At 35.5% G+C, this 25,984-nt stretch carries 27 protein-coding genes; 19 read left to right on the top strand and 8 right to left on the bottom strand.

The genetic code is table 11. The features are described from left to right. Window positions 1-6 precede the first annotated feature (6 nt). The 8 genes from HND39_01790 to HND39_01755 form a co-directional block, all read right to left on the bottom strand. Window positions 7-1,977 (bottom strand): hypothetical protein, encoded by a 1,971-nt coding sequence (locus tag HND39_01790; GenBank protein QKJ95095.1) that lies wholly within the window; start codon window positions 1,975-1,977, stop codon window positions 7-9. Next, window positions 1,955-2,287 carry a hypothetical protein gene (locus HND39_01785; protein ID QKJ95094.1) on the bottom strand — a complete coding sequence of 111 codons (333 nt, stop codon included), beginning with the start codon at window positions 2,285-2,287 and terminating at the stop codon, window positions 1,955-1,957. The genes HND39_01790 and HND39_01785 overlap by 23 nt, the downstream gene beginning before the upstream one ends. 184 nt (window positions 2,288-2,471) lie before the next feature. Then, entirely contained in the window at window positions 2,472-2,741 is a 270-nt protein-coding gene (locus HND39_01780; protein QKJ95093.1) for a LacI family DNA-binding transcriptional regulator, read from the bottom strand. A 103-nt stretch (window positions 2,742-2,844) separates the two neighbouring features. Continuing rightward, entirely contained in the window at window positions 2,845-3,102 is a 258-nt protein-coding gene (locus HND39_01775; protein ID QKJ95092.1) for a hypothetical protein, read from the bottom strand. Further along, the gene (locus HND39_01770) at window positions 3,102-5,273 is read right to left on the bottom strand and encodes a hypothetical protein (protein QKJ95091.1); all 2,172 of its coding nucleotides are present in this window, start codon (window positions 5,271-5,273) and stop codon (window positions 3,102-3,104) included. Before HND39_01770 ends, HND39_01775 begins: the two co-directional genes overlap by 1 nt. Before the next feature lie 178 nt (window positions 5,274-5,451). Then, on the bottom strand, window positions 5,452-6,042 hold the full coding sequence (locus HND39_01765; protein QKJ95090.1) for a hypothetical protein: 591 nt from the start codon (window positions 6,040-6,042) through the stop codon (window positions 5,452-5,454). A gap of 28 nt (window positions 6,043-6,070) precedes the next feature. Further along, the gene (locus HND39_01760) at window positions 6,071-6,319 is read right to left on the bottom strand and encodes a hypothetical protein (GenBank protein QKJ95089.1); all 249 of its coding nucleotides are present in this window, start codon (window positions 6,317-6,319) and stop codon (window positions 6,071-6,073) included. 34 nt (window positions 6,320-6,353) lie between these two features. Continuing rightward, complete coding sequence (locus HND39_01755) at window positions 6,354-6,611, bottom strand: hypothetical protein (GenBank protein QKJ95088.1); 258 nt, start codon at window positions 6,609-6,611, stop codon at window positions 6,354-6,356. 118 nt (window positions 6,612-6,729) lie between these two features. Between HND39_01755 and HND39_01750 the strand changes: the two genes are divergently transcribed. The 19 genes from HND39_01750 to HND39_01660 all read left to right on the top strand — a co-directional run bounded on the left by HND39_01750 (window position 6,730) and on the right by HND39_01660 (window position 25,963). Next, entirely contained in the window at window positions 6,730-7,233 is a 504-nt protein-coding gene (locus tag HND39_01750; protein QKJ95087.1) for a hypothetical protein, read from the top strand. 451 nt (window positions 7,234-7,684) lie between these two features. After that, window positions 7,685-9,367 (top strand): hypothetical protein, encoded by a 1,683-nt coding sequence (locus HND39_01745; protein ID QKJ95086.1) that lies wholly within the window; start codon window positions 7,685-7,687, stop codon window positions 9,365-9,367. A gap of 137 nt (window positions 9,368-9,504) precedes the next feature. After that, entirely contained in the window at window positions 9,505-10,215 is a 711-nt protein-coding gene (locus HND39_01740) for a hypothetical protein (protein QKJ95085.1), read from the top strand. 28 nt (window positions 10,216-10,243) lie between these two features. Beyond that, the gene (gene sugE, locus HND39_01735) at window positions 10,244-10,573 is read left to right on the top strand and encodes a quaternary ammonium compound efflux SMR transporter SugE (GenBank protein QKJ95084.1); all 330 of its coding nucleotides are present in this window, start codon (window positions 10,244-10,246) and stop codon (window positions 10,571-10,573) included. A gap of 19 nt (window positions 10,574-10,592) precedes the next feature. Beyond that, window positions 10,593-11,198, top strand: a complete 606-nt coding sequence (locus tag HND39_01730; GenBank protein QKJ95083.1) for a hypothetical protein — start codon at window positions 10,593-10,595, stop codon at window positions 11,196-11,198. A gap of 57 nt (window positions 11,199-11,255) precedes the next feature. Continuing rightward, window positions 11,256-12,713: a potassium/proton antiporter gene (locus HND39_01725; protein ID QKJ95082.1), complete on the top strand. Its 1,458-nt coding sequence runs from the start codon at window positions 11,256-11,258 to the stop codon at window positions 12,711-12,713. A gap of 58 nt (window positions 12,714-12,771) precedes the next feature. After that, entirely contained in the window at window positions 12,772-13,428 is a 657-nt protein-coding gene (locus tag HND39_01720; protein ID QKJ95081.1) for a two pore domain potassium channel family protein, read from the top strand. Between the two features lie 116 nt (window positions 13,429-13,544). Next, window positions 13,545-15,413, top strand: a complete 1,869-nt coding sequence (locus HND39_01715) for a HAMP domain-containing histidine kinase (GenBank protein ID QKJ95080.1) — start codon at window positions 13,545-13,547, stop codon at window positions 15,411-15,413. Between the two features lie 262 nt (window positions 15,414-15,675). After that, window positions 15,676-16,044 carry a hypothetical protein gene (locus HND39_01710; GenBank protein QKJ97846.1) on the top strand — a complete coding sequence of 123 codons (369 nt, stop codon included), beginning with the start codon at window positions 15,676-15,678 and terminating at the stop codon, window positions 16,042-16,044. Between the two features lie 113 nt (window positions 16,045-16,157). Continuing rightward, window positions 16,158-16,757: a hypothetical protein gene (locus tag HND39_01705; GenBank protein ID QKJ95079.1), complete on the top strand. Its 600-nt coding sequence runs from the start codon at window positions 16,158-16,160 to the stop codon at window positions 16,755-16,757. Between the two features lie 24 nt (window positions 16,758-16,781). Further along, a complete protein-coding gene (locus HND39_01700; GenBank protein ID QKJ95078.1) occupies window positions 16,782-17,150 on the top strand; it encodes a response regulator in 369 nt (122 codons plus the stop codon). 81 nt (window positions 17,151-17,231) lie between these two features. Next, the gene (locus HND39_01695) at window positions 17,232-18,455 is read left to right on the top strand and encodes a hypothetical protein (GenBank protein QKJ95077.1); all 1,224 of its coding nucleotides are present in this window, start codon (window positions 17,232-17,234) and stop codon (window positions 18,453-18,455) included. A gap of 30 nt (window positions 18,456-18,485) precedes the next feature. Next, complete coding sequence (glsA, locus tag HND39_01690; protein ID QKJ95076.1) at window positions 18,486-19,517, top strand: glutaminase A; 1,032 nt, start codon at window positions 18,486-18,488, stop codon at window positions 19,515-19,517. A gap of 151 nt (window positions 19,518-19,668) precedes the next feature. Further along, window positions 19,669-21,030: a hypothetical protein gene (locus HND39_01685; GenBank protein ID QKJ95075.1), complete on the top strand. Its 1,362-nt coding sequence runs from the start codon at window positions 19,669-19,671 to the stop codon at window positions 21,028-21,030. Between the two features lie 32 nt (window positions 21,031-21,062). Continuing rightward, window positions 21,063-22,148: an amidohydrolase family protein gene (locus tag HND39_01680; GenBank protein QKJ95074.1), complete on the top strand. Its 1,086-nt coding sequence runs from the start codon at window positions 21,063-21,065 to the stop codon at window positions 22,146-22,148. A gap of 8 nt (window positions 22,149-22,156) precedes the next feature. Then, entirely contained in the window at window positions 22,157-23,821 is a 1,665-nt protein-coding gene (locus tag HND39_01675) for a carbohydrate-binding family V/XII (protein ID QKJ95073.1), read from the top strand. Continuing rightward, window positions 23,718-24,284: a hypothetical protein gene (locus tag HND39_01670; protein QKJ95072.1), complete on the top strand. Its 567-nt coding sequence runs from the start codon at window positions 23,718-23,720 to the stop codon at window positions 24,282-24,284. Before HND39_01675 ends, HND39_01670 begins: the two co-directional genes overlap by 104 nt. 35 nt (window positions 24,285-24,319) lie before the next feature. Further along, window positions 24,320-24,955, top strand: coding sequence for a PorT family protein (locus HND39_01665; GenBank protein ID QKJ95071.1), 636 nt, complete (start codon window positions 24,320-24,322; stop codon window positions 24,953-24,955). 12 nt (window positions 24,956-24,967) lie between these two features. Then, complete coding sequence (locus HND39_01660; GenBank protein ID QKJ95070.1) at window positions 24,968-25,963, top strand: hypothetical protein; 996 nt, start codon at window positions 24,968-24,970, stop codon at window positions 25,961-25,963. Window positions 25,964-25,984: the final 21 nt, after the last annotated feature.

Raw genomic sequence — 25,984 nt, 5'->3', positions numbered from 1 at the left:
AAGAGTTTAATTTGCTTTTTTAATTTTATCTTCTGTCAGCGTCCATCTATCAGAAATATTTTTCTTTTTGATTTTTTGTTTTGGTGCTTTTTCTTCAATTGTATCATCAGTATTAGAATCAGGAAACTGAAGAATTTTAGCATCGTTTAATTGCTTTTTAACAGCAGGGAATATTTCTTCCTCTGCGAATTTTCTTGCTGAGCCAACAACAGCAGATTTAAGTTTTTCTTTATGTGCAATCTGTTTTTTGAATTCTTCCTGTTGTTCAGGTTTTCCGAGCAGATCTGCTGCCGGATGAATTTTGTTAACCTCTTTAGCTTCACAAACAAAATTTCCTTTGTTGTCATAAACAAGAATTGAATCACGATCAAACAAATCATACTTAACTGTTATTTCATCACCTGAATCTATTTGCTGACCGAAAAGTGAATCATTCCAATACCACGTTCCAAACATCCTTATTCCCTTACGGTACAGAGTTGCAACTGTGGTATCCATCATCAGGTAATTGAGTTTAGCTTTATCAACTCCCTGTCCTTTGCCAGCTTCAAATACCTGTGCCGGTGTTAATCCTTTTAAATGACCAGATTGTTTAGGTCTATTATGGTATTGATCTAACCACCAAGCCATAGCTCGGTGAGCAGCAAAAATATCAACAGTTATTTTCTGCATTGCATTGTCATAGATTTTTCTATGAATGAATTCACCTCTGTTCATTCTTGGTGGCTGCATTTCTATTGACGTGCCGACATAAGTTGGGATCAATCTTTCAAGCTCAGCCATCCAACCCCAGAAAGGTTCTATCGGTTTACTTTGTGCATGGTATTTTTTAGCGAAAATGGTTTTTATCCCGAGTCGTGAGAATAGAGGATTTAATTTTTCTAAATCATCACCATGAAAATATTTTGCTGAAAATGCTTTCCCGTTATCAATGTAAACTACTTTCGGAATTTTTCCGAGTTGAAGTATAGCACGTCTGAGGGTGGATGCAATGCAAAGAATATTTTCAGTTATTGCAATGTCGTACCCAACAAGGTATTGACTTCTTCCATCAATTGCACCCATTGTTACCATTCGTTTTGGTTTACCAGTGAATGGATTAATTATTTCATAATTGTTAACGTGTCCATCCATAATTATGATGTCACCAACTTCCACCAATGTCCAGTCACGTTCAATGTATGGTAAAACTTTATCGTCAAGACCTTTTTCACCTTCAGTATAGAAGATATACTCAGCAAAGTTTTCTTTCATCCAACTCTCAAGGTATCTTTTATAGGTCTTGTCGCTTTTAATATGAGGAAATCTTTTCATCTCGAAGTAGTTAATTGATTGTCTTACTGCTTCAGTTATTAAGGGTTTACCAGGGTGCAGTAATAAACGAGTAAGCACTTCACGCTCATCAAGAGTAATACTGCTCGACTTTTCTGAATTGTATTGAGGGATTAAAACTCTGTAATCTTTTCCTGATGATACATATTTGTTTTCCCAGGTTCTCAGAGTCTTAAATGAACGCTTCCCAATAATTTTAAATATGTTGGGGTATGAACTTAAAGATTCATTGTTGTAAGCATCAGAAAATATTTTTTCAGCAGCAGCTTTCTTGCCTTTAAACATTGGTTGATTCTTATACTTTATAAATTCTCCCACAAGTTCAGCAGCTGCTAAAGCAAAATCCAGTTGATCTCCGGAGAGTTCCTTTGATGACTCTGCTTTTTGTATTATCGAGTGATCCAATGGTATTTGAAGGGAGGTTGTTTTTGAAAATTTTTGCTTAACAAAATCGGGAACTAAAGCATCATCTAAACTAACAAATCCTCTTCCGTCAATTAGTTGGTATGATTTAAATTTTCCGCGTACAACCTTTTGACGAAGATTATTATAAGCAGCCTGCCAGTTAACTGAGTCAATTAACTTGGCAAGCTCTTTAATACTAATTAAGCCAGAGTAAAGATTATTTTCGGTTTTTCGCTTCATACTTAACTAATTTTTTTTTCAGGGAAGAGTTTTCCCTCTGAAGTTTATTTAATTCGTTGATAATTGTATCAGCAGCCTTTTTCAAATCCAAATAACTCGCCTCTGTTATCTTAACATCTTCTTGTTCCGGTTCTTCCTCCATTTTTTTTATAACACCACGAAGCTTATGCGTGATTACTTGGGTTAACCAGATATGGTTTTCAATATCCTTATTTGCTTCTAATAGGCCAATCTGTGCATCTTTAAGGCATTCTCCCAGCCCAACAATTTTGATAAGTTCGTCAGCGTATTTGATATAGTAATTGTTCATAAAAATCCTCCTGTGATTTTAGAAATTAATAAAAAAGCCCAGGATTTTTCTGTGTACACAAGCACACCCGCCAGCCTTACGGAACAAGCGGAATCCTGGGAAATTAAAATGGTTTAAAATAAAATAACGGCTGACGGGCCGGTATCCGCTTGTGTTTTTAGAAATTCTAGCCATAACATAAAAATTATTTGGTTAAAATCCTAACTTTACTTCCACAGTGTTCACAAATTGCATATTGTCTCACTGAAGGTTTAGGAACAAATCTCAACTTAATTAAAGTTACTTTTATCTTTTTTCTTTTTGATGCTTTAACTTTTTTATTTTTGTTAAGATAATAAGACAGATCGGGAGGAGTTACACCAGCGAGTTTCGCAAACTTTTTTAATGACATCTCTTCAAGGATTTTTCTCTTGATAGGATTTTCGATTTCAGCGACTTTATTTTTTCTTACCATTATCTTACTCGTATATTAATTGGAATCATCCAATTTGCAATCTATGAGCGTTTAGGATGAAATTAGAAAAGCTGCTCAATTTACTATTTAACATATTTTGGAATCATCGTCCATAGTCCGATAAAAATTGTGCAATTTCATCTGCAAGAATACGTGCATATAATTCCTCAAAATCAGCCCTAACTTCTTCTTCCTCTTTGTATCCTTTTTCTGCTATATATTCAATTACAAAAGCTGCAAGAGCATCAAGTTTTGCTGATTGTGTTTTTAGGTTAAATATCTCTAATGGAATTTTATTCAATGGCATTGAAATATTGTAACCGGGTATCTCTTTAATTATTTTTTCTAATTCTGAGTTCATCATACTTTAGATCTTCTGTATAAACTTGAACCCAATCTCCTTATTTTTTTAACCTCGCTATTGTCGTAATATGCGATCGACTTAATCCCCCCATTTATCAAAGTGTTTTTTAGGGCTATTATCTCTTCTTTAACAGCGAATAAATCAGTATTTAAAGATTGATTTATGCTGATATAATTCCTTGCATCAGCAAGTGCATGCTTTACAAGCTCTGTAGAATAAGTTTTAAAATCTTCTTCAGGTGCAATTACTTCATTATGGAAACCTTCAAAGAAACCCATCTTGCCTTTTGGCAATCTTCCACCTTCAGCAAAACCACCAATCTCTTTTATGTTTATTGCTTCAATAGCATTTGCTCTTTGAATACCAGCTAAAACAGCTGCTGCTGCGGCAGCTATTCCCAGTGCGGGACCAACAACCGGAATACCTGCCATTGCTTTAAATGCTGATTGTGCAGATGCGTAAGTATCTATGAGAACTTGTGCTACAGATAGCACTTTATATGCAGCAGTATGTTTAGCGAATAAACCAGCTGCCTGTCCTAAATAATCAGAAGTGAATTTAAGCTGTTCAGCTTGTGCCTTTTCTTCAAGTTCTGTTCTCTTTGTTAAATAATACTTTTGAATTTTTGTTTTTAATTCTTCTGCATTCGAAAAAGTTTCTGCACGCTTTAAAGCTATTGATTCTTCAATCTCAAGCTCCTTTAATTGATCATCTTCGAACTGTTTTAAAAACTTATTTCTATCTTCATTTTCATTTCCGGTTGCACTACTGCTTTTCCCACTCGGATCAAATGCTGATTTAACTTTAACTTTTTTCCCTGTTTGCAGTGCAGCCTCGGTCTCAGCGAGTTCATAAAGCAATGCAGTAACATCTTTGCCATAATTCTCATAAAGTTTTACCTGTTCAGCAAGCTGCTGTTTTTTCAACTCAAGAATATCTCTGTCGCTTTTGCCTTCAATCTCAGCCATTCTTGTTGCGTGTGATTGTGATAATTCTAATTGCTCTGATGCAGTTTTAAATTGCTTGTCTTTTTCTTTGTCCCAATTAGTTTCATCCAATCCTGCTTCTTTTTGTTTTTTCTTTAGTTCCAATATCCAATCATCAAACGCTCTCAATGCAGAAGGGTCCTTTATCGTCTCTCGCTTTTCCAATAATTGGTTGATTTGGTTTTCTAAATCCTTAGTATATCCAACTTTTGCAGCAGCTTCAGTCAATGCTTGATTTTGATTTAGTAAATTTTCATATCTCTCCTTTTCCTCATCGTTCATTTCCTTGAAGGACGCCAGATATTTTCCCATCCCAAGTGGCAATGCATCTAAGAATTCTTTTCGCCATCCATATTTTCCCCCCAACTCTTGAGTCATTTGTGAGAGTTCAGTTTGAACATCAGTCTGCTTTCTCTTTATTTGTGCCTGTGTAAGCTTTTCATACTCCGTTCTGAGTTTTTCAATTTCTTCTTTTTGCTTAGTAGCAGCTTCAGTGGTATCATCAAACAAACCTGGGAGCAATTGCATCACAAGCATCAATGCATTTATTCCAATTATTAATCCACCACCTCCGGTAATTGAACTTGTCAGTAGTTTCATCATGCTTGCATTTGCACCGGCTTCCTTTTTTGCTGCCTGGAATAATTGAATAATCATAGGTATGTTGTTAGCTATACCCATCATTCCCATTCTTGCATTCACAAAAAAGGTTTGTGAATCATTTAGCACATATCCAAATTGTTGTACTGCCATCCTCATACTGTTTACACCTGGCAAAGTTTGTTGATTTGCTTTACCATATGCAGTTTGCTGTTGAATTATTCCACCAAGTGCAGCTTTAAGATTTGTTGATGCAACCATTTTCTTTTTCCACGCTTCGCTGTCAACTGCAAGTGTTCTTGTTTCTGTATCAAGAACCTGTATTGTTTTTTCAATTACATCAACTGAAAGATTTTGTGTTTTAATGTACGCAGTAAGACTTTCGACATTACCCTCAGTAACCTGGTTTTGTTTTAGAGCTTCAGCAGTTAAGCCCTGATATGCTTTTTTGATTTGTTCGGTTGCTGTGGTTGCAGCTACTCCGGTTTCAACGAATTCACCTTTGGTAAGATCAAGTGTTGCTTGTGCTTCTTTCCCATCAATAATAAGTTTAAATACTAACGTTTGTGTTGATTCAGCCATTATTCTCTTTCATTTAAATTCAATAAAAAAGCAGAGACAATTAATTATGAAATGGACGATATAGCTTCATAAGAAAAGCCTCTGCTATTTGTTGGTGTAAAGGAGTATTCTTTACCACCAAGAGACCACAAGCAACCACCTAAAATCATTTTCATCTGTTCTACTTAAAATTCTATTTTCACTTTACCAATTCTGTATAAGATTCCCTTACAGCAATTTCGTAACTGAGACCTTTGTCTACCGCCTGGAGCTCAATTGCTTTATTATGAACTTCTACTGATTTTTTATAGACTCCACCTAACATCACGGCAAGTGTTGGTAAAGTTTTCTCTACATTCTCCCCATTCAATATTCTTAGGATTTCTTTTAATTCAGGAGAAGCATCGTCTTCTGTTGATTTCAGTGGGGAAGTAGTCCTTGGTTGTGCAATCGACATCTCATAGGCACTTGTTAGCATTGATTCTCCAGACCCGTAAGCCAATAGAATACCAGGCTGTCCTTGATCTTGAATATAATTTATCTTGAGATTAGAAAGAAAGTTCCCACCACGACGATCTGTTTCTACTTGTAAGGCTTGTATAATGTTATCATCTATTTTAAGGTCTGGACTCAATGTTGAAATGTTTATTTTCTGGAATACTGAAACGTATCCCAACGATTTTCCATTGACGAATGGTAAGGTTGAAACTTTAACTCTTAGAGGTCTTTCAGTCTCTTCTCTCAACTTTTGGTGTGCCTTTTCATAGGCAAGTCTATATCCTTGTCCCATTATTGTGATCTCCTTTCTAATTAAAATTTTATAATTTTATTGCCGTTGCCTCTGCGACGACGACCAACTCAAGACCGAAACCAGAAGGAACTGCTAAATATTTTAATTTTAAATTGCTTATGCAGTCTGCACCTAACTTAACAGCCTTTTCTTCCAGTTCTTTTACAACACCCTGGACTAAACTTCGATTTACTAAATCTGTTTTGTTCACAATTTCGTGTGAACTTATAAAGCCTTTGCTTTCTTTCCCTTGTTCAGGTAGCGTGGTGACTTTCATTTGTAACTCCTTTTATATTTTGTTAGAAATTATTTTAATTATCATTTTCGTGTAGCCATCGAAAAATGGTTTTTGATGCGACTCCACATTCACGTGCTAATTCATCATAAGTTAAATGACTGTTTTGAATGCACCAAGCTTTTTTCAATTTGATTATTGATGCAGAACTGAAGTAGAATCCTGTTTTTGAGTAGCGGTGGTAAAGTTTAAAAAAGCCATCGACTCCAACTAATCCAATCATCACTTGCTCTTCCTTATTAAAGAAATTAATGAAGTCAGGTGTCGTTTTCAAAAAGCTTAAATTATTATTTTCCATAATCTCTCAATTGAATAAAAGTTTAAATGAAAAATAATTTGTCTCTTGACATTATTCCATTTACAATGTAAAAAAAAATGATTAAGTTTAATTCGTGAAATCAAGTATAGAAGAAACACTCAAGCTCATCCCCAATCTTATTGTTGATCCTGACAAAGACCGTATGTATTATGTGAGTCTTAAGAGATTTGATCTCCTTCAGCATGTTCCTAATTATAAAGAGTATTTTGACGAGGATAACCGTAAACTTCTTGATATTGTCGGCCCAAAAAAATATTTCATACTATTTGACCTTTACCATAAGACGGGGTTATATCTCCGAAAATCTAAATTCAACTATTTTATGGAGGAAGCTAAGGCTTTTATCGGGGACGAACATTTTTCTAAAATAAAAAAAGCGTTCCCAAAAGTCAGACTTCCTTTAAGAAGAGATGCAATCGATAAGCTCATACATCTGTATTTAAGCCAGCATAAAAAAATGGACTGTACTTTCGCAGCCAGAGTGTTTGATATTAGTATCCCAAAAGTAAATAGATTTAAAAAAGATAATCCCCCTTTTAGGAAACCCAAACCATCAAAAAATGCAAAAAAGCCGTGACAGTTTTTTGTTCTCTTTCTCCCACTTTTAAACAGCCTTGTTTAAAAATAATTGCGTATTAAAATCAAATTCACAGTTTAAACAACCTTTAAAACACGTTTAAACAATTTTTAATCCGCTGTTTCATTTCCCAAACCAAATTTCCATCACTGTGTAATTCTGAGCCGTTTTAGCACTATTCTATGTAATGATTCTTGAAACCAAGTTCTGGAAATTTTCACTGTTTTCTTTCATTACAAACAAAATTCAACACTTTTTGTCACACTAAAATTTCCCAAATTACACATCCTTTTATAAAAACTTTCTTAAAATGTTTCGAAATAGAATTAGATGAATCAATTCCAACCACATTTAATTTTTTATCTGCAATAATGATCTCATAACTATCAAATTTCCTCTTGCATTTAAACTTTAAAAGATTATATTTTAGTGGGCAAATGTTCACTATAATATGTTTGAAAACAGCTCACAAATGGAAGATTTACTAATTTACCAAATTCCACCTGAATGGCGCGGGCAGGCAAAAGTACACACTCTCTATCCGCCGATACCAAAACACACCGGCAATATTGATTTCGACATCTTCAATTTTGAAATGCTCTTCAACGATCCGGCAACAAAGGAATTAATCCGCTCGGGAAAAACTATCGGCTGCTTTTATATTGAATCGCCGGGAATGCGTTCGCTTCTTCGCAGACTTGATGTTGAAACTTTTGAGATGCTTACAGCGGCAAGTTCTGTTATTCGTCCCGGTGTTGCAGAAAGCGGAATGATGCAGGAGTTTATCGCTCGTCACAAAGATCCTTCACTAAGAAAATATCTTGTCCCCGAAATGGAGATTTATCTCGGCGAAACTTACGGAGTGATGATCTACCAGGAAGATGTAATTAAAGTTGCTCATCACATTGCAGGATTGAGTCTTGAGGATGCAGACTTACTTCGCAGAGCAATGAGCGGGAAGATGCGCTCACACCAGGCAATGCAGCGTATAGTTGATAAATTTTTTATCTCCTGTAAAGAAAAAGGATTGACAGATTACCAAAGCAAAGAACTCTGGCGGCAGATTGAATCGTTTGCAGGTTATTCTTTCTGCAAAGCACACAGTGCATCGTTTGCATTGCTTTCTTACCAGGTAGCGTTTCTCAAAGCTCACTATCCTGCAGAGTTTATGGCAAGTGTACTCAACAACGGCGGAGGATTTTATTCACCTGCAGTTTACGTTGAAGAATCAAAACGTCTGGGTTTGAAGATTGAACTTCCTTCGGTCAATGAAAGTGAAAAAGAATATGCCGGGAAAGGAAGAACAATTCGTGTTGGTTTGAAGGCAATCAAAAATCTTTCTTACAATGCAATTGAAAAAATTGTTGTGGAAAGAAAACATAATGGCAACTATGTTTCACTGGCAGATTTTCTTGTCCGAACAAAACTTGGCTGCGAAGAAACTGCTTTATTAATTAAATGTGGTGCAATGGGATGCTTCAAGCAAACGCGACCGACACTGCTTCGACTGCTTGATATTTACATTCATCGGCGAAAAATAATTGAGGAGAGTTATAACGATCTTTTCTTGAGTGAAACTTTTGCTTTGGAGGAAGAAGTAAAAACTGATTTAAACTACTCACTTGCCGGCATCTGCAAAGAAGAATACGAAGCTTTCGGTTATATGGTTACACGTCATCCGCTTTATTTTTTCAAAGAATGGATAGAACAGAAGGGAATTGTTTCTGCGAAAGATATGCTGCAGAACAAAGGACGGAAAGTGAAGATGATCGGCTGGTATATGACTTCAAAAAGAATTAAAACAAAAAGCGGTGAGATAATGAAATTCCTTTCGCTCGAAGATCTCACCGGTACTTTTGAAGCTGTTATCTTCCCGAAAGTCTATTACCGTGTCGCAGAACTGACTTTGTCACTGGGTCCATATCTCGTTACCGGAAGAGTGGATACAAACGATCACACAAATCTTGTTGTTGATAATCTTAAAGTACTTTCTTCAACTGTTCTTCAATCAAGCCTGATGAAAGACAGCGTTGAGCACAATTACTACGGTGATGAAGAAAAAATAACAGAAGAAGATTTCGCTCTTGCAAAGGCTCTCGATCATAAGAAACTGAAAATTGCTTATGTTGGATAAACATAAATTGTATTTGTCATTCAGGACTTGATCCGGAATCAGACTTACATATTTGAAGAAGATGCTGAAATAAATTCAGCATAAATCACGAATAATCTTGCCAAATCCATATATTATTACAACGAAAAAAAATATTTGTGAAAGTTAAGAAACAGAAAATAAAATTATCTGATGCGTGGAAGAAAGTAGATTTCAGTAAAACATCTACACTGATGATAATCTTTTCAAATCTCCTCGTAATCATTTTTGCGGTTGTGGATAACCTGAGTGCAGTTGAAGTTCTGTGGATTTATTGGATACAAAGTGTCATCATCGGTGTTTTTAATTTTATAAGAATTATTTCACTAAAAGAGTTCACAACAACCGGATTAAAGCGAGGCGCTGGCAGTGAATTATCTCCGATGAAAGCAACTAAAGTTTCAATAGCAATTTTCTTTTTATTTCATTATGGATTCTTCCATTTTGTTTATGCAATGTTCCTCGGTGGATTTCCCGGAATCACTAATACACATTCAGGAAACTCCGGATTAAGTTATCTTGTTTACACGACATTAGTTTTTTTTATCAGCTATTTAATCGAATTCGTTCAATCAATACGGGCTCAACAGGAAGTAATTCCAAATCTTGGTGCTGTAATGTTTGCACCTTATTTCAGAATAATACCAATGCATATTATAATTATTCTCGGAGGATTTTTAAGCATCATTGGTTCAGCTTTTTCGGTGCGGATAGATATGGCAATTATATTAATATTTGTGGGCATCAAAACGTTTGTCGAGCTTCTGACAAGTGCAGTTGATTTCTTCACATCGGCAACTCAGATGGCATCTGACAACGCAGATAGTTAATTTTAAACAATCAAAAATAGCAAATTGTATGGCCTGGATTTATCTCTTCATAGCCGGATTATTTGAAATCGGCTGGGCGATCGGATTGAAATACACTGATGGTTTTACAAAATTTCTCCCAAGTGTTTTCACAATCATCGGTATGATATTGAGTTTTTATTTTCTATCGAATGCGATAAAAATTATTCCTATCGGAACTGCTTATGCAATCTGGACTGGAATTGGTGCTGTGGGAACTGCTATTCTGGGTATAATTCTGTTTAATGAATCAAAAGAATTATTAAGAATATTTTTTATTTTTTTAATAGTGGTCGGAATAGTCGGACTAAAAATTTTTTCGAAAGTGCCTACACAATAAAGAAAGGTCTATTAATTTTATGAGATTTTTAATTAAAGTTTCTCTTGGCTTTTTAACTATAATAATTATTAGCTGCAGTTCATCCACTCAACTTACTGACGTTTATATTGACGAAACTTTTGCTGGTAAGCAGTTTAACAAAATTCTGGTAATCGGTCTAGCGAAAGTCGAATGGAAAAGAAAAGTATATGAAAATGAGTTCCGTTCGCAATTGTTAGATCATAATGTCGAAGTTCTGCTGGGATGGCAGGAACTTCCCAAAGGCGAGGAGTTTAACAGAGAAACATTCGAGAAATATTTTAGAGATAAGGATATCGATGCAGTGCTGGTAGTTATTGAAGGCGGTGAAGGAACGGATAAAACATTGTACTCTGGCGGTTCAGGACATGTTTATGTTGGTTTCTATGGGTTCTATGCTTCAACTGCCCCGCTTTACTTCAACTCAGATTATTTAGCTGAAGAAAAAATTGTTTATATGAGAACAAATTTTTATGAAACCACTGATGGCAAAATTATCTGGAGCGCGAAATCACAATCTTTTGAACCAAAAAACACCGGCGAAGTAGTTAAAGCAGTAAGCAGTAAAGTCATTGGTGATCTTTACAAACAAGGTTTTCTAAAATAGAATTAAATAATTTCGATAAAACAAATTTATAAATCGTTAAATAAATCGTAATAAAGTATGACATTGGATCATTTTCTGCTCAGCATTACAGTACTTATAATTATTAACGTCGTTTTTGCAAAAGTTTTTGATGATCTCGGTTTGCCGACCTTAGTATTGTTCTTAGCACTTGGCATGCTGGCAGGTTCAGAAGGGATTGGCGGAATTTATTTTGATGATGCACTTCTTGCACAATCAATTGGTATAATCGCTCTGGTTTTTATATTGTTTTCAGGCGGACTTGATACAAGCATTCAGGATGTAAAACCTGTTATGATACAAGCAATCAGTTTGGCAACGATAGGAGTATTAATTTCTGCGATCATTGTTGGTGTTGCAGCTTCTTATTTTCTGGAAATAGATTGGAAATACGGTCTGTTATTAGGCTCCATTGTTTCATCAACAGATGCCGCCGCGGTTTTCAATATACTCCGGTCAAAAAATGTAAGCCTGAAAAAAAATCTCAAACCCTTGCTCGAACTTGAATCAGGCAGCAATGATCCGATGGCAATTTTTCTGACAATTGGTTTTATCCAGTTAATCATGGAACCAACTTCAGATTTTTTCAGCCTTGTTTTATTATTCATAAAGCAATTCGGCATCGGTGGTCTTGTGGGAATTGCTATGGGACAAGTTATCACCTATCTGATCAATAAAATTCAATTTGATTATGAAGGAATATATCCGGTACTCTTTTTAGCATTTGCCGGAATGGTTTTCTCATTAACGAATCTGATTGGAGGGAGCGGTTTTCTTGCTGTTTATCTTGCCGGCTTGATAATAGGGAACAAAGAATTTCTGCATAAAAAAAGTTTGAAACGTTTTTTTGATGGGATGGCGTGGCTTTCGCAGATTGTAATGTTTTTTACTTTAGGATTGCTGATCTTCCCTTCAAAACTTTTAGGAATTGCTTTAGCAGGTTTGGTACTTTCAGCCGTGCTAATGTTTATTGCCAGACCCATCTCAGTGTTTTTCGGTATGCTTTTCACTAAAATAGAATTAAAAGAAAAAGTGTTTATTTCGTGGGTTGGATTAAGAGGTGCAGTTCCTGTTATTCTGGCAACATTTCCACTCTTAGCAGGAGTGCAATATGCTGATGTAATTTTCAGCATAGTTTTCTTTATTGTTTTAACTTCAGCAGTTATTCAGGGAGGCAGCTTACCATTTGTTGCAAAACTTCTTAAAGTGGATGCACCATTTCCTAAAAAATTATATTCGCCAATTGAATTTGAATCGAAACCCGGCGATACTAACGATCTTTACGATTTTATGATTAGTGATAATTCACCTTTGGTTGGAAAATCAATTGTTGAACTTGGTCTGCCGAAGGAAAGCCTGATAGTGATGATTAATCGTAATGAACAATATGTTGTTCCTGCCGGTGGAACTTTAATTGAGCAGGGGGACATTCTTCTTGTCCTTACCAATAAAAAAACAATTGAAGAGGTAAAGAAAAAAATTGATGTGCGCAGTTGAGATGATAAATAGATAATTTTTCTGCACGCGGAATTTATTACACTGATAAAGTTTTATTATGAAATCATTAAAAATTATTTCAGATCAACCACAAATCTCTCTGATCTTAAGCATACTGCTTATGATTATTGTCTGTCCATACTACGGGAATGCACAGTCTGCCGGGTACATTAATTTTTTATTCTTATCGCTTATTCTTCTTTCAGCAATTCTGACATTGAAAAAAAGCAGAGTTAAATTGCGAAAACTCGGTAAAGCTGGTTACCTGATTATAATTGTAAACTTAATTGTAGCTATTACTGAGAATACAGACATAGAACTTATCAATAGAATTTTGTTCATATTGTATTTGGTTCTTGTTGCAGTCAATCTGTTAATTGAGATCGTAAAAAGTAAAGAAGTTGATACTCAGTTGATTGTAAGCGCTGTCGCAGTTTACGTTTTATTTGGTTTTTGTGGTGCTATCCTTGCAGCAGTTATTATGTTTTTTGAACCTGAAGCATTTTCATTAACTACCGGTTATGTAAGTCAGTTTCATCAATTTTTATATTTCAGTTATATCACCATAACAACTACCGGGTACGGGGATGTACTACCTATCAGCCCGATTGCCAGAACCCTTTCAATTTTTCTTGCGTTGTTTGGAAACCTTTATCTTACGGTGATTATCGGGATATTAATTGGAAAGTATTTATCCATCAGTAAAGAAACTTAATAAGCTGATGATAACCAAATACTATAAGTTAATTTTTTAAAAAAATTTTCACTGAAAACTTCTTAATTTTTCGAAGTCATTTATTTTCAATTAGACATTATGTATTGTTTTGTATCATGCGAAAATCCTTTGGATTCTTAATAGTTACTATTTTTATAATAATTAGCTGTACAAGTTTGTTCGCTGATCAATCAGCTAAAGATAAAACCATACTAATTTTACTTGCTCTTTCACCGACTCAACCTGCATACCAGCCAATTCTTAATGGGATAAGACAAAAATTACAAGAAAAATATGGTGATGGATTCGATATTCATACGGAATACTTTGACATTGAATACCAAATTGATAGTTCATCTATTGAAATGAAATTCGCCAGATATAATGAGAAGTATAAAGATATTGCTATAGATTTATTAATCGTCGTAGGAAGAAATGGTATTGATATTATAAAAAAGTATGCTGAAGATTATTTACTTAAACTACCCACAATCTCTGTTGATCTGGATTTTTCGGATTTTGGTTATACATCAAATATTAAGCTTAATGAAAAGACTGCTATTGTTGGGATGAAAATGAATATTGATAAAATGTTGAACACTGCTCTATCAGTTTTTCCGAAAACAAAGTCAGTTTATTTTATCTCCGGTACTTCAAAATTTGATAAGTTTATGTTATCGATTGCTTCTGTTTCAGCTAAAAAAGTAAGTAACAGAAAATTCTTGTTTTTAACAGATTTATCGATGGATGGAATTATTCATATGGTAAATAAGTTTCCGGAAAACAGTTTAATATTTGTTCCATCCTTTAACTCTGATTACAAACACGTTAATTACCATAATCCGGAAGCTATCAGATTAATAAGCAGTAATTCAAATTCACCCGTATTCGCTTACAGCGATATGGGATTCGGAGAGGGATCGGTTGGAGGTTATATTTTAAGTTTCGGAAAAGCAGGGTTGAAGACAGGTGAATTTGCTGTGCAGGTATTAAACGGAGTTGATCCAAATTCACTTGAGGCAACCCAGGATGATTATTATGAAACTGTTTTCGATTGGAGAGAATTGAAACGGTGGAATATTCAATACTCCAAAAATATTCCTCCGGGAAGCAAAATAATGTTTAAAGAAGTTAGTTTCTTTGAACAATACAAATGGATTATAGGTTTAGTATTACTTTTTATTATTTTTCAATCATTGTTGATAGTTAGCCTGATAAGGTTAAATAAAAATCAAAAGGTTATGACTCAAAAAGTTATAGAAACCGAAAACCAATACAGGAAATTTGTTAATGAAGATAGAATTCTGAGGCTTGGTCAGTTGACAGCAACTTTGTCTCACGAATTGAATCAGCCATTAACTGCTATTTTGAGTAATGCACAGGCTGGAATTAATTTTATAAACTCAAATAATGCAACTCCCGAATTATTGAAACAGATATTGCAACGAATTGTTGATAATGATAAACGAGGCGCCTCCATAATACATACCATTCGCGGAATGATGAAACTTGAAAACAGACCAAAAGAAAAAACTGAATTGAATTCTCTTATCGAAGAGACAGTAGCAGTTATTCGCGGCGAGGCGAGAAAACAATCCACGAATATTTTTTTGCATATTTTAAATGAACCTATTTACATTTTTGCTGATAGAATTCAGATCCAGCAGGTTTTACTTAATTTTATTTTCAATGCATCACAATCTATAGAACGGGATGGCGCATCAAAAAAAACTATTGATATTAACCAAACATTCAAAGAAGAAAATGTTATTATTTCTGTTCGTGATTATGGCAGAGGAATAGATGAATCAATAAAGGATGTTGTTTTTAAACCGTTCGTAACTTCAAAAATTGAAGGGATGGGAATTGGTCTGGCAATTTGCCGCTCAATAATTGAAGATCATAACGGGAAAATTTGGGCAGAGAACAAAAAAGATGGTGGTGCGGAATTTTCATTCAGTCTGAAAATTTTTAAAGATGAATAAATCCGATTGTAAAATATTTTTAATTGATGATGATGAGGAAATAAGACAAAGCCTCGCATTGCTTCTAGGATCAACTGGTTATCAGGTTGAAAGTTTTATTAGTTTTGAAGAATTTCTTGAGAAGACAAATCACATTGGTCCGGGCTGCATTATTCTTGATGTAATTCTTGGAGGAAAAACGGGACTTGAACTGCAAACTGAAATTGAAATGAGATTTGAATCCTTCCCTATAATTTTCATTACAGGGCACGGCAATATTCCTATGAGTGTTGAAGCACTTAAGAAAGGCGCAATAAATTTTCTGGAAAAACCAATTGATGAGAGGAATTTGATTAATGCAATAGAAGAAGCATTAAGCAGAAGTTTAACTTTAAATATCAAGTATTCTGAAATTGATAAAATTAAATCGCTGGTAAGTTCTCTAACTGCCAGAGAATATGAAATTTTCAGACACGTAATTACCGGTATGCTTAATAAACAGATAGCCAGCGAGCTGGGAATTGCAGAACACACGGTAAAGAATCATAGACTGAAAATTACTGAAAAGCTTGGAGTAAAGACAGTTCCCGAAATGATTTATATGGCAGATAAATTAAGCTTAAGAACCTTAATCCCGAACAACTCTAAATAATCTTTTCTCACATTTTCCTTAATTCTAATTTTCTACGAATAGGACTAAGTACCTATTTACTGCAAAATCCAATTCAGATAGATTTCATCACAAAATATTCAAGGAGATAAAAAATGAAATACTTTGTAGTAATTCTTCTATTTGCTTTTTGCTCTTTTTCGATCGCGCAAGAAATGGATTCTTCGAAAGTTGAAAAAGATTCAGTAATTGTTGAACAAGAAACTCAACCCGAAGTACCACCCACATCATCAGGACCGAGCAAATGGTATTATGGAGGAACTGTTGGGTTTAATTTTTGGCAGGACTACTTTTATTTAAGTGTAAATCCTATTATCGGTTATAAAATTTCACCTAAATTTTCTTTGGGTGGTAAATTGCTGTATTCCTATTACAATTATGACAATCCTGATTTTAGCTCACATAATTACGGCGCAAGTGTTTTTGCAAGATTCCGTCCGGTATATCAACTTTATCTGCACTCAGAATTTGCTTATGAAAGTTATGATACACCCGTTTATAATCCGCTCAGTAAAGAATGGGAATCTGATAGAAACTGGGTTCCGTTCCTGCTTTTAGGCGGCGGATTTGTTCAGCAGGTTGGTCCGAATGCAGCGGTTTATGTTGAAGTTCTGTTTGATGTGCTTCAGGATGAAAACTCGCCGTATGAAGATTGGGATCCAATTATCAGTATTGGGGGCGGCGTCGGTTTTTAATCTTTTACTAATAAAAATTAGTTTATGTATATGATTCATATTGTTGACGATGATCAGAATGTAAGAGATGGATTTCTGATGCTGCTCAAATCTGCGGGTTTAAAATGCAGCGCATTTGAGAGTGCGGAGAAATTTCTGGAAAATTACAAAGCTGGTACAAATGATTTACTTATTCTTGATATGCATTTGCCAGGTATGGATGGTTGTTCAGTTATGGGGTATTTGAGGAAGAAAGGTTTTAATCTTCCAATAATAATAATAACAGCGTATGATGAACAGACTTCGAGAGTCGCAGCCAAAAATCATGGTGCACTCGCGTATCTCAGAAAACCTGTAGATAGTGCGGCTTTATTGGATCTGATAAAATTTAGTTTTGCGAAAAATTTAAATTGAAAAAATATATCTGTTGATATTTTAAAATCACACAAATATTGATGAGCAAAATTTTCTAACTAATTACTGAAAGGAAGAACTATGACTAATTACAGACTTCTATTTTTAAATATTATCATTGCGGCTATTGCAGTCAACCTGCAAGCACAGGATAAAAACTGGTTTCAGGTTTACGGATTTGCTATGACTGATATAGGTTATGACTTCAAGCAGATTCATCCTGACTGGTATGATGTAGTTAGACCAACTAAACTCCCAACTTACGAAAATGAATATGGCACTGATGGCAACGCATACTTCAGCGTCCGTCAAACCAGATTCGGTGTAAAAAGCAGCACACAAACTGGTTTAGGAGAACTATTCACTCAGTTTGAATGGGAATTATTCGGAACCGGCGTTGATGCTGGTCAAACTACAATCCGACTTCGCCATGCTTACGGTGAACTTGGCTGCATTGGTGTAGGTCAGTACTGGTCACCGTTTATGGACATTGATGTTTTCCCAAATACTGTTGAGTACTGGGGTCCAAATGGTATGGCATTTTTCAGGAACATTCAATTCCGTTATATGCCGATTAAAGGCGATACACGTTTAACGTTTGCTCTTGAAAGACCGGGTGCTAGTGCTGATGGAGGAGTGTATAGTGAAATACTTCAGCAGCAAAATATAGATGCACAGTTTCCAGTCCCGGATTTTTCTGCGGAATATCGCTCTGCACATGATTGGGGATACGTTGAACTTGCCGGAATCGTAAGATATATGAAATGGAAAGATCAGGGCGCTGATTCGATTGATTTAAGCGGAGATGCAATTGGTTGGGGACTGAACCTCAGCTCGAATATTAAAATAACACAGAATGATATAGCACGACTTTCAGTTTTATACGGAGCTGGTGTTCAAAATTATATGAATGATGCAACCGTAGATGTTGGAATCGAAACAACAAATGATCCTGAAAAACCAGTAAAAGGTGTTGCAATTCCTTTGCTCGGTGTTGTTGCTTTCCTCGAGCATAACTGGAGTGACAAATTTGCTACAGCAATCGGTTATTCGATGCTGAGTATGGATAATACTAACGGACAGAGCTATGGTGCATTCAAAATGGGTAATTATGCTATTGGTAACTTAATCTATTACCCGGTAGAAAATGTTATGATGGTAGCTGAATTGCAATATGGTAACCGTGATAATTTTAATAACCTTGAGGCAGGACAAGAATATCCGGAAGAATATTTAAAGACTTCTGATATTCTGAAACTTCAATTCTCATTCAAATATAATTTTTCGCACAAGATTTTATTCTAATAAAGTAATTAACTAAAGGAGCGTAATAAAATGAAAAGGTTTTTTGTTCACATAAGATTAATGGCAATAGTGCTATTTGCATTGTTGTTAACTGGTACTTCCTTTTTGTATTCACAGGATCTTTCTAAAGCAAATATTGAAAAAGTTCTGAATGAAGCATTCAATAAATTCAAAGATGTAAAAGAAGGTGCTAATGCCGATTACATCAAGGAGCTTGCAACAGTTGATCCGAATATTTTCGGAATTGCTCTCGTAACCGTTGATGGTCAGGTTTATACTGCTGGTGACATTAAATCTATGGTATCGATTCAAAGTGTTTCCAAAGTATTCACGATGGCACAGGTAATTGAAGAACAGGGGCATCAGGCTGTCCAGGATAAAATTGGTGTCGATGCAACCGGCGAAGTATTCAATTCAATTACTGCAGTCGAGAGAATGAGAGGAAAAGAAATTAATCCTCTTGTAAATCCAGGCGCAATTGCAGCAACAAGTTTGATTGCTGGTGCAGATTCATCAGCAAAATGGAAACACATTCTTCAAGTGCATAGTGACTTTGCAGGACGACAACTTGGACTTAATGTTCCGGTTTATATAAGTGAAGCCGGAGATAATTTACGCAACCAGGCGATCGCCCATCTGTTATTAGCTTATGGAAGAATGTATTTTGATCCTGTTGAGGCGACAGACATTTATACAAAGCAGTGTGCAATCAATGTCAACGCAAAAGATGCTGGAATTATGGCTGCAACTTTAGCAAATGGTGGAATTAATCCCGTTACAAAAAAGAAAGTTGTATCATCGGAAACTGTTATGTACACTCTTCCTGTAATGTCAACCGCTGGTCTCTATGATGATTCAGGTATCTGGTTTTACAACACTGGAGTTCCAGCAAAAAGCGGAGTTGGTGGATGCTTAATTGCAGTAGTACCAGGAAAATTTGGTATCGCTGTAGTTTCACCACCACTTGACAAAGCAGGGAATAGTGTAAAAGGTCAATTGGCTATTAAATATGTAATTGAACAGTTAAAGGTTGATCCGTATTTAATTCAACCAAAGCAGTAATTGCGTTTGAAATAACTTTTTAAATGGGGCTGTCTTAAAACCGATTGGCTACTCAATTGAGTAAGCTGCTTCTTACGGGACAAGATTTGACTTTGATAGGTTTTGAAAAGAGAGCCTCTTTATTTTAATAATGAATCCGGAGAGAATATTTATGAGAAATTTATTTACGGTTCTATTATTCACTTTACTCACCATTTTATTTTATTCTGGAATCACTAATGCACAGGATGAAGCTCCAATCGAATTTGATTCAACAATGAGTTCCGAAGGTGTATTTGTAGGCATTGTTGAGGACAGGACATTTGAAAATACAACTGCTGGCGAGTTTACTCCCGGAAAAGGATTTACAATTTTTAAAACTGATTTAGCAAGTCTTAACATTAGTGTATATGGACTTGCAAGATATATTAATCAAATGCCCGGTGAACAGGAATTTCAAGATCATCTTGGAAGAACAAAAATTGCAGATACAAGAAATGATATCTGGTGGCATAGAACTTTTGTGTGGCTCTCAGGTTTTTTTTATACACCCAAACTTAGATATACAATTTCAATTTGGGGACTTGCCGCGACCAATCAAGTTCTGTTATTCGGAAATCTTCAGTATGCTGCACACAAAGCTGCAACTCTTGGAGTGGGTATTGTTCCGAATTTAGGAACCCGTTCCATGCAAGGACCTTGGCCGTATTTTTTATCAAGTGACAGATTATTAGCGGAAGAATTTTTCAGACCTGGATTTACTGCAGGTGCATGGGTTACAGGTGAACCAACTGCAAAACTCAGATACTGGGTAATGGTTGGAAATAATTTGAGCCAGCTTGGTATAACTGCAAGTCAGATGACTCGCGACCTAAGTTCAAGTGCAAGTATCTGGTGGATGCCAACAACTGGAGAATTTGGACCACGAGGTGGTTATGGAGATTTTGAACTTCATAAAACCTTAGCAACAAGGTTCGGTGTTTCTTTCACTCACTGTCGTGAGGATCGTCAGTCGCAGTTAAACGCTGCTTCCGCTGAAACACAAGTAAAAGTCTCTGATGGTTTGTTGTTGTATGAAACCAATACTCTCGCAGATGGTGTTACAGTACTTAAAGCTAATTTTGATCAGGCTGCCGTTGATGCCGGGATTAAAATAAATGGTTTGCATCTTCAGGTGGAATACTACTTCAGAAATCTGTCCAAATTTGATTTAGCAGTTGCCAATCCTTCAATAGATATTAGTGAAGTGCCTTCTTCCATTTATGATCATGGTTTTTATGCATTAGCTTCTTATGAAATTATTCCGAAAGCAATTCAAATCTATGGTGCAACTTCATGGATTTTTGATGACTTCCAGAGAAAACCATGGGATATTGTAGGAGGGATTAACTGGTATCCTTCGGGGTCAAGAAGCTTAAGATTAAATCTGCATGCAATATATGTTGACAAATCTCCGGCATCTTCATCATTTGGTTTCTATATTGGTGGACAGACAGGCACAACTATTTCAACAGGAATTGATTTTCTATTTTGATTAACTGAATAAAGGCAAAAGGAAAATTTTAAATGAAAAATAAAACGTTCCCGGTCTCTCTGAAGTTTATTTACACGATAATACTTCTGCTCGTATTTGGAGTATTAATGCTGACTAAAGGACAATCCAGCGATGATTATTTATTCAATGATTCACACTTTCACATAACAAACTACATTCAGGAAGGAATTGATATAAACTTTTATGTTGATTCAATTATGGGAAATAAAGTCGGTCGTTCGACTTTATTTGGTATTCCACTTCAACAGCAATGGTCTTATCGTGTGACAGAAAATATAGCTCCGACATATTATCTCGATTCTGATGCACCACTTTATTATTATTCGTTCACTGATGCAGTTATCGCAATGATGTACACATCTCTTCCGGAAGAAAAGCAAAAACGTCTCGACCCGATGATAACAGGATTTAATCCCACCGATATGTACGCAGTTGATCATATCAAAAGAGTTTTAAAAACTTTTCCGGGAGTGTTTACAGGAATCGGAGAGTTTACTATTCATAAAGAATTTGTATCATCAAAAATCTCCGGTGACGTTGCAAGCTATTACGATCCGGCGCTCGATAGAATTTTTGAGTTCTGTGCTGAAAGCGGATTGCTCGTACTTATTCACAATGATATTGATAATCCATTCCCGAAACCGGGAAAGCCAAATTATCTCACAGGAATGATTGATCTAATCAAGAGACATCCTAACACCACTACAATCTGGGCACACTGTGGTTTGGGAAGAATTGTTCATCCGGTTGAAGATATGGCAAAAAAACTGGATCAGGTTCTTCAGGATCCCGATTGCAAAAATCTTTATTTTGATATTTCATGGGATGAAGTTGCAAAATGGATAATGCAAAATGATACTTCTGTTGAACGTACTGCGGGTTTAATTAAGAAATATCCGGACAGATTTTTATTCGGAACGGATAACGTTGCACCTGATAAACAGGAAAAGCAGCTTTATGTTTATCATCTTTATGACAGGTTGTGGAAAGCTGTTGGAGAAGAGGTTACTTACAAAGTATGTATTGGTAATTACGAAAAATTATTCAACGAAGCCCGGGTTAAAGTCAGAAATTGGGAGAAAGAAAATATCAAATGAGATTAAGAATGAAGTATTCAATAATAATATCTTGTGTCCTTCTGATTTTATGTTCAGAAGTCTTTTCTCAGGAATGGCCAAAGGAAATTACTCATCCATCAGGAACAGTGATTACACTATATCAACCGCAGGTAGAATCATTTGATAAAGTAAATCTCGAGTTCCGTTCTGCAGTGATGATAAAATCACCAAAACAGGAAGAACCCATATTTGGTGCAGTCTGGGTAAAAACTAAAATTTTAACTGATCGGGATACAAGAGAAATTTCACTTGATGAAGTCATGGTTACAGACGCAAAATTTCCGAATCAGGATTCAACAAAAATTGAAGAGCTGAAGAAATTTTTAAGTGAGGAAATTCCTAAATGGAAGTTAGATATTACAATTGATCAATTGATTGCCAGTTTGGAAGATGACAAAAGTACTACAAAAGAAAATTTCAAGAACGACCCTCCTGAAATAATCCACGTAACAACACCTTCAGTGTTAATTACCATAGATGGTGAACCAAAATTTAAAAAGCTGGAAGACACAGATTATGAAATGGTGATCAATACTCCGTTCTTCATTGTAAAAGATAATTGGGAAGAGATGTATTATCTGAAAGGCGGAGTTCTATGGTATGAATCGGAAAATGTTTACGATGGATATGAATTCACTGAGGAAATTCCTGATGAGTTAATTGAATTCATTCTGAAGAAAAATCCTGATGAATATAAGAACATAGATCCCGATACGATCAAAGTTAAACCTGAGATTATTGTAAGAACCAAGCCGGCAGAATTAATCGTAACGACTGGGGAACCAAAACTCGCTTCAATAGAAGGTACTTCACTTTTGTTTGTTGAAAATACTGACAGCGATATCTTAATGGATCTTACTTCACAAACTTATTTTATTCTGATTTCAGGAAGATGGTTTCAATCAAAATCCCTTGAAGGTCCCTGGAAATATATTGAGCCTGAAAACCTGCCGGCAGACTTTGCTAAAATTCCAGTTGATTCGGATATGGGTAATGTACTTACTAATGTTCCTGGTACTCAGGAATCGAAGGATGCAATACTTGATACTCAAATACCTCAAACAGCTAAAGTTGATCGCAGCACAAAGCTCGAAGTTAACTATGACGGTGAACCAAAGTTCGAACAATTATCAACGTCAGATCTTTATTATGCTACGAATACAGATAAAAGTGTAATCAAATATTATGATAAATATTACTGTTGTGATAATGCAACCTGGTTTGTTTCTGATAGTCCGAAAGGTCCATGGAAAGTTGCTGATGAAGTTCCTGATAAGATTTATGAAATGACTCCTGACTCACCGGTTTATAATACAAAATATGTTTATGTGTACGATTCCACTCCTGAAGTTGTTTATGTTGGATACTATCCCGGCTACACCGGGTCTTATGTTTATGGTGGAACTGTTATTTATGGAACAGGTTATTACTATCAGCCCTGGTATGGAGCGTACTATTATCCTCGTCCTGTCACCTACGGATTTTCAGTTCACTACAACCCTTATATGGGATGGAGTTTCGGTTTTGGAATGAGTTTCGGCGGACCTTATGGCTGGTTTTCTATTGGTTTTAGTTCTTATCCATATTACGGAGGATATTGGGGGAGCCGGAGGATATCATGCTGGCTACCATCATGGGTATTATCACGGTAGAAGAGCGGGATTTTATGCTGGTTACAACTACGCACAAAACAACCCACGCATTAATCAGTTGGGTGAAGGAAACAGGAATATTTATAACCGAGAGAGCAGAGAGAACATTAATACTAATGACAGACAGCGAAACAATCTTTCTACTATGGACAGACAAAGAAATAATGTTTCCACGGGCGATGTTCAAAGGAACAGAGTAAATACGAATGATAAGAATAATGTTTTTTCTGATAAAAACGGGAATGTTTACAAAAAAGATAACAACCAATGGCAGTCCAGGGATGGAAATAACTGGTCAAATGTTGAGAATAATAAAAACAAATCCTCCTTCGATAGGAATAAACAGGATTTAAACAAACAATATAACTCAAGAGAAAAAGGAAACCAGAGAACCAATTCTTTTAATCAACAAAGAACAACACAAAACAGAAGTTTTAACAGAGGAAGTGGAAGAAGAAGATAAATTCAAATAATAAAATGTAGTTAGTTAAAAATATTATGATTAAAAATTTTATAGCCTTAACTTTTTTTATTTTTATCCTTGGCAACAATTCATTCGCCCAGGTTCAGCTATCACTCTGGGGTGGCGTCAACAATTCCAGCTTTGGCGGCAATCCACCAGAAGATGCCGGATATGGCGATATCAGAGGATTAGCTGCTGGTGCAAATTTAGATTTCCATCCATCAACCGATTTTGTAATCTCACTTGAGCCCTCTTTTGAACAACGTGGATCAACAATCGATATACATCTCGAAGAAGGATTAGAAGATACTACATTAAAATTTAAAGTTAAGCAAAACTATTTTGGACTTGGTCTGATGTTCAAAGTAAATGCTGGAAATTTTTTTGTAGGCAGTGGTTTAAGCGCTCAATTATTAAGCAGCGCAAAACTAGAATATGAATCGCAGGAAAAAGACATAAAAGATAAATTCATAAACTATGATGCACTTGCGTTCTTCAATATTGGATATAAAATTCCAATAGGTGGACCATCACTCTTCGTTGAGCTGAGATACATTCAGGGTCTTATTAATATACGATCGGATGAAAACGAGTCAGACACAGAAATATATTTGTCAAACTTTAAAAGTACCGGTTTGAGGTTGAGTACCGGAATCTTGATACCACTTTAAAATTTTAATACTATGAAAGAAATAAACAAACTACTTTTATTATTATTATTCCTAAATGGAGTCACTCCATTTTTTTTACGATGTCTCGCACAAGAATCTGATTCGACTGAAGTCTTAAAACAAAGTTCTGATACAACTTATTTACCATCGCGCGGTAATCACGTTTTTACATCAATATCAAACGTTGACGATCCTTTTGTAAGTACTAAATTTCATCTTGGTTTCGGTATCGCTGAAATGGTTGAGACTGAAATACCTATCACAATTGGCGAGTTTAATAGAACCATAAAATTTGAACCGGATATATTCTACTCAACAGGTGGAGTAGAATTCCAATACGCTATCAGAAACTGGGCGGCAGTAAATATAAAAGCATTTGGGCTTGCAAGATTAGGAAACAATTTTTTATCCTTTGCTTCGGAAGGTGTATCAGCAGCATCCAGCTTTAATATTGGCTGGTTATTCAGGATTGCCGAAAACGAAGATCTTATGTTTTCTGCAAGCATATCACTTAACACAACTGATCTAACTTTTATTGACATCTTTGGTGGTGCTGATACTACCATCACTCAAATAGACACTATTATTAACAAGCAGATTGTTACTGATTATCAAAGCCTGACTACGCAAACGGATTTGAGATTTGCAGTCCGGTTTAGTGATGTCTTTGGATTGGTTACTAAACTATCCGGAGGATTTGGTGAATTCTACGCTGCTGAAAATCAGAGCCAGTTTCAGTATAACTTCGGACTTGCACTTAGCATTGACTTACGTAATTGGATTCACATTCCTTTTGGTGTTGGATTGGGCGGCACACTCATTTCAAACGACTGGAGATTTAACGATGCCAAACCACCGGTGTTTTCAGGAAATATTAATATTGCGTTTTATAACCGGAATGATTTTACACTTGGTATTGAAAATTTTCTTCAATTTATAGAACCACAGGAATATGAACAGACTTTTAAATTTATTTATTCCAGAATTTATATAAGCTATTACTTTTAAAAAAACTTCTAACACTTTGAG

Source organism: Ignavibacteriota bacterium (genome assembly GCA_013285405.1).
In the GTDB taxonomy this organism is placed as follows: domain Bacteria; phylum Bacteroidota; class Ignavibacteria; order Ignavibacteriales; family Ignavibacteriaceae; genus IGN2.
This window is presented reverse-complemented; position numbering and strand designations above follow the sequence as displayed.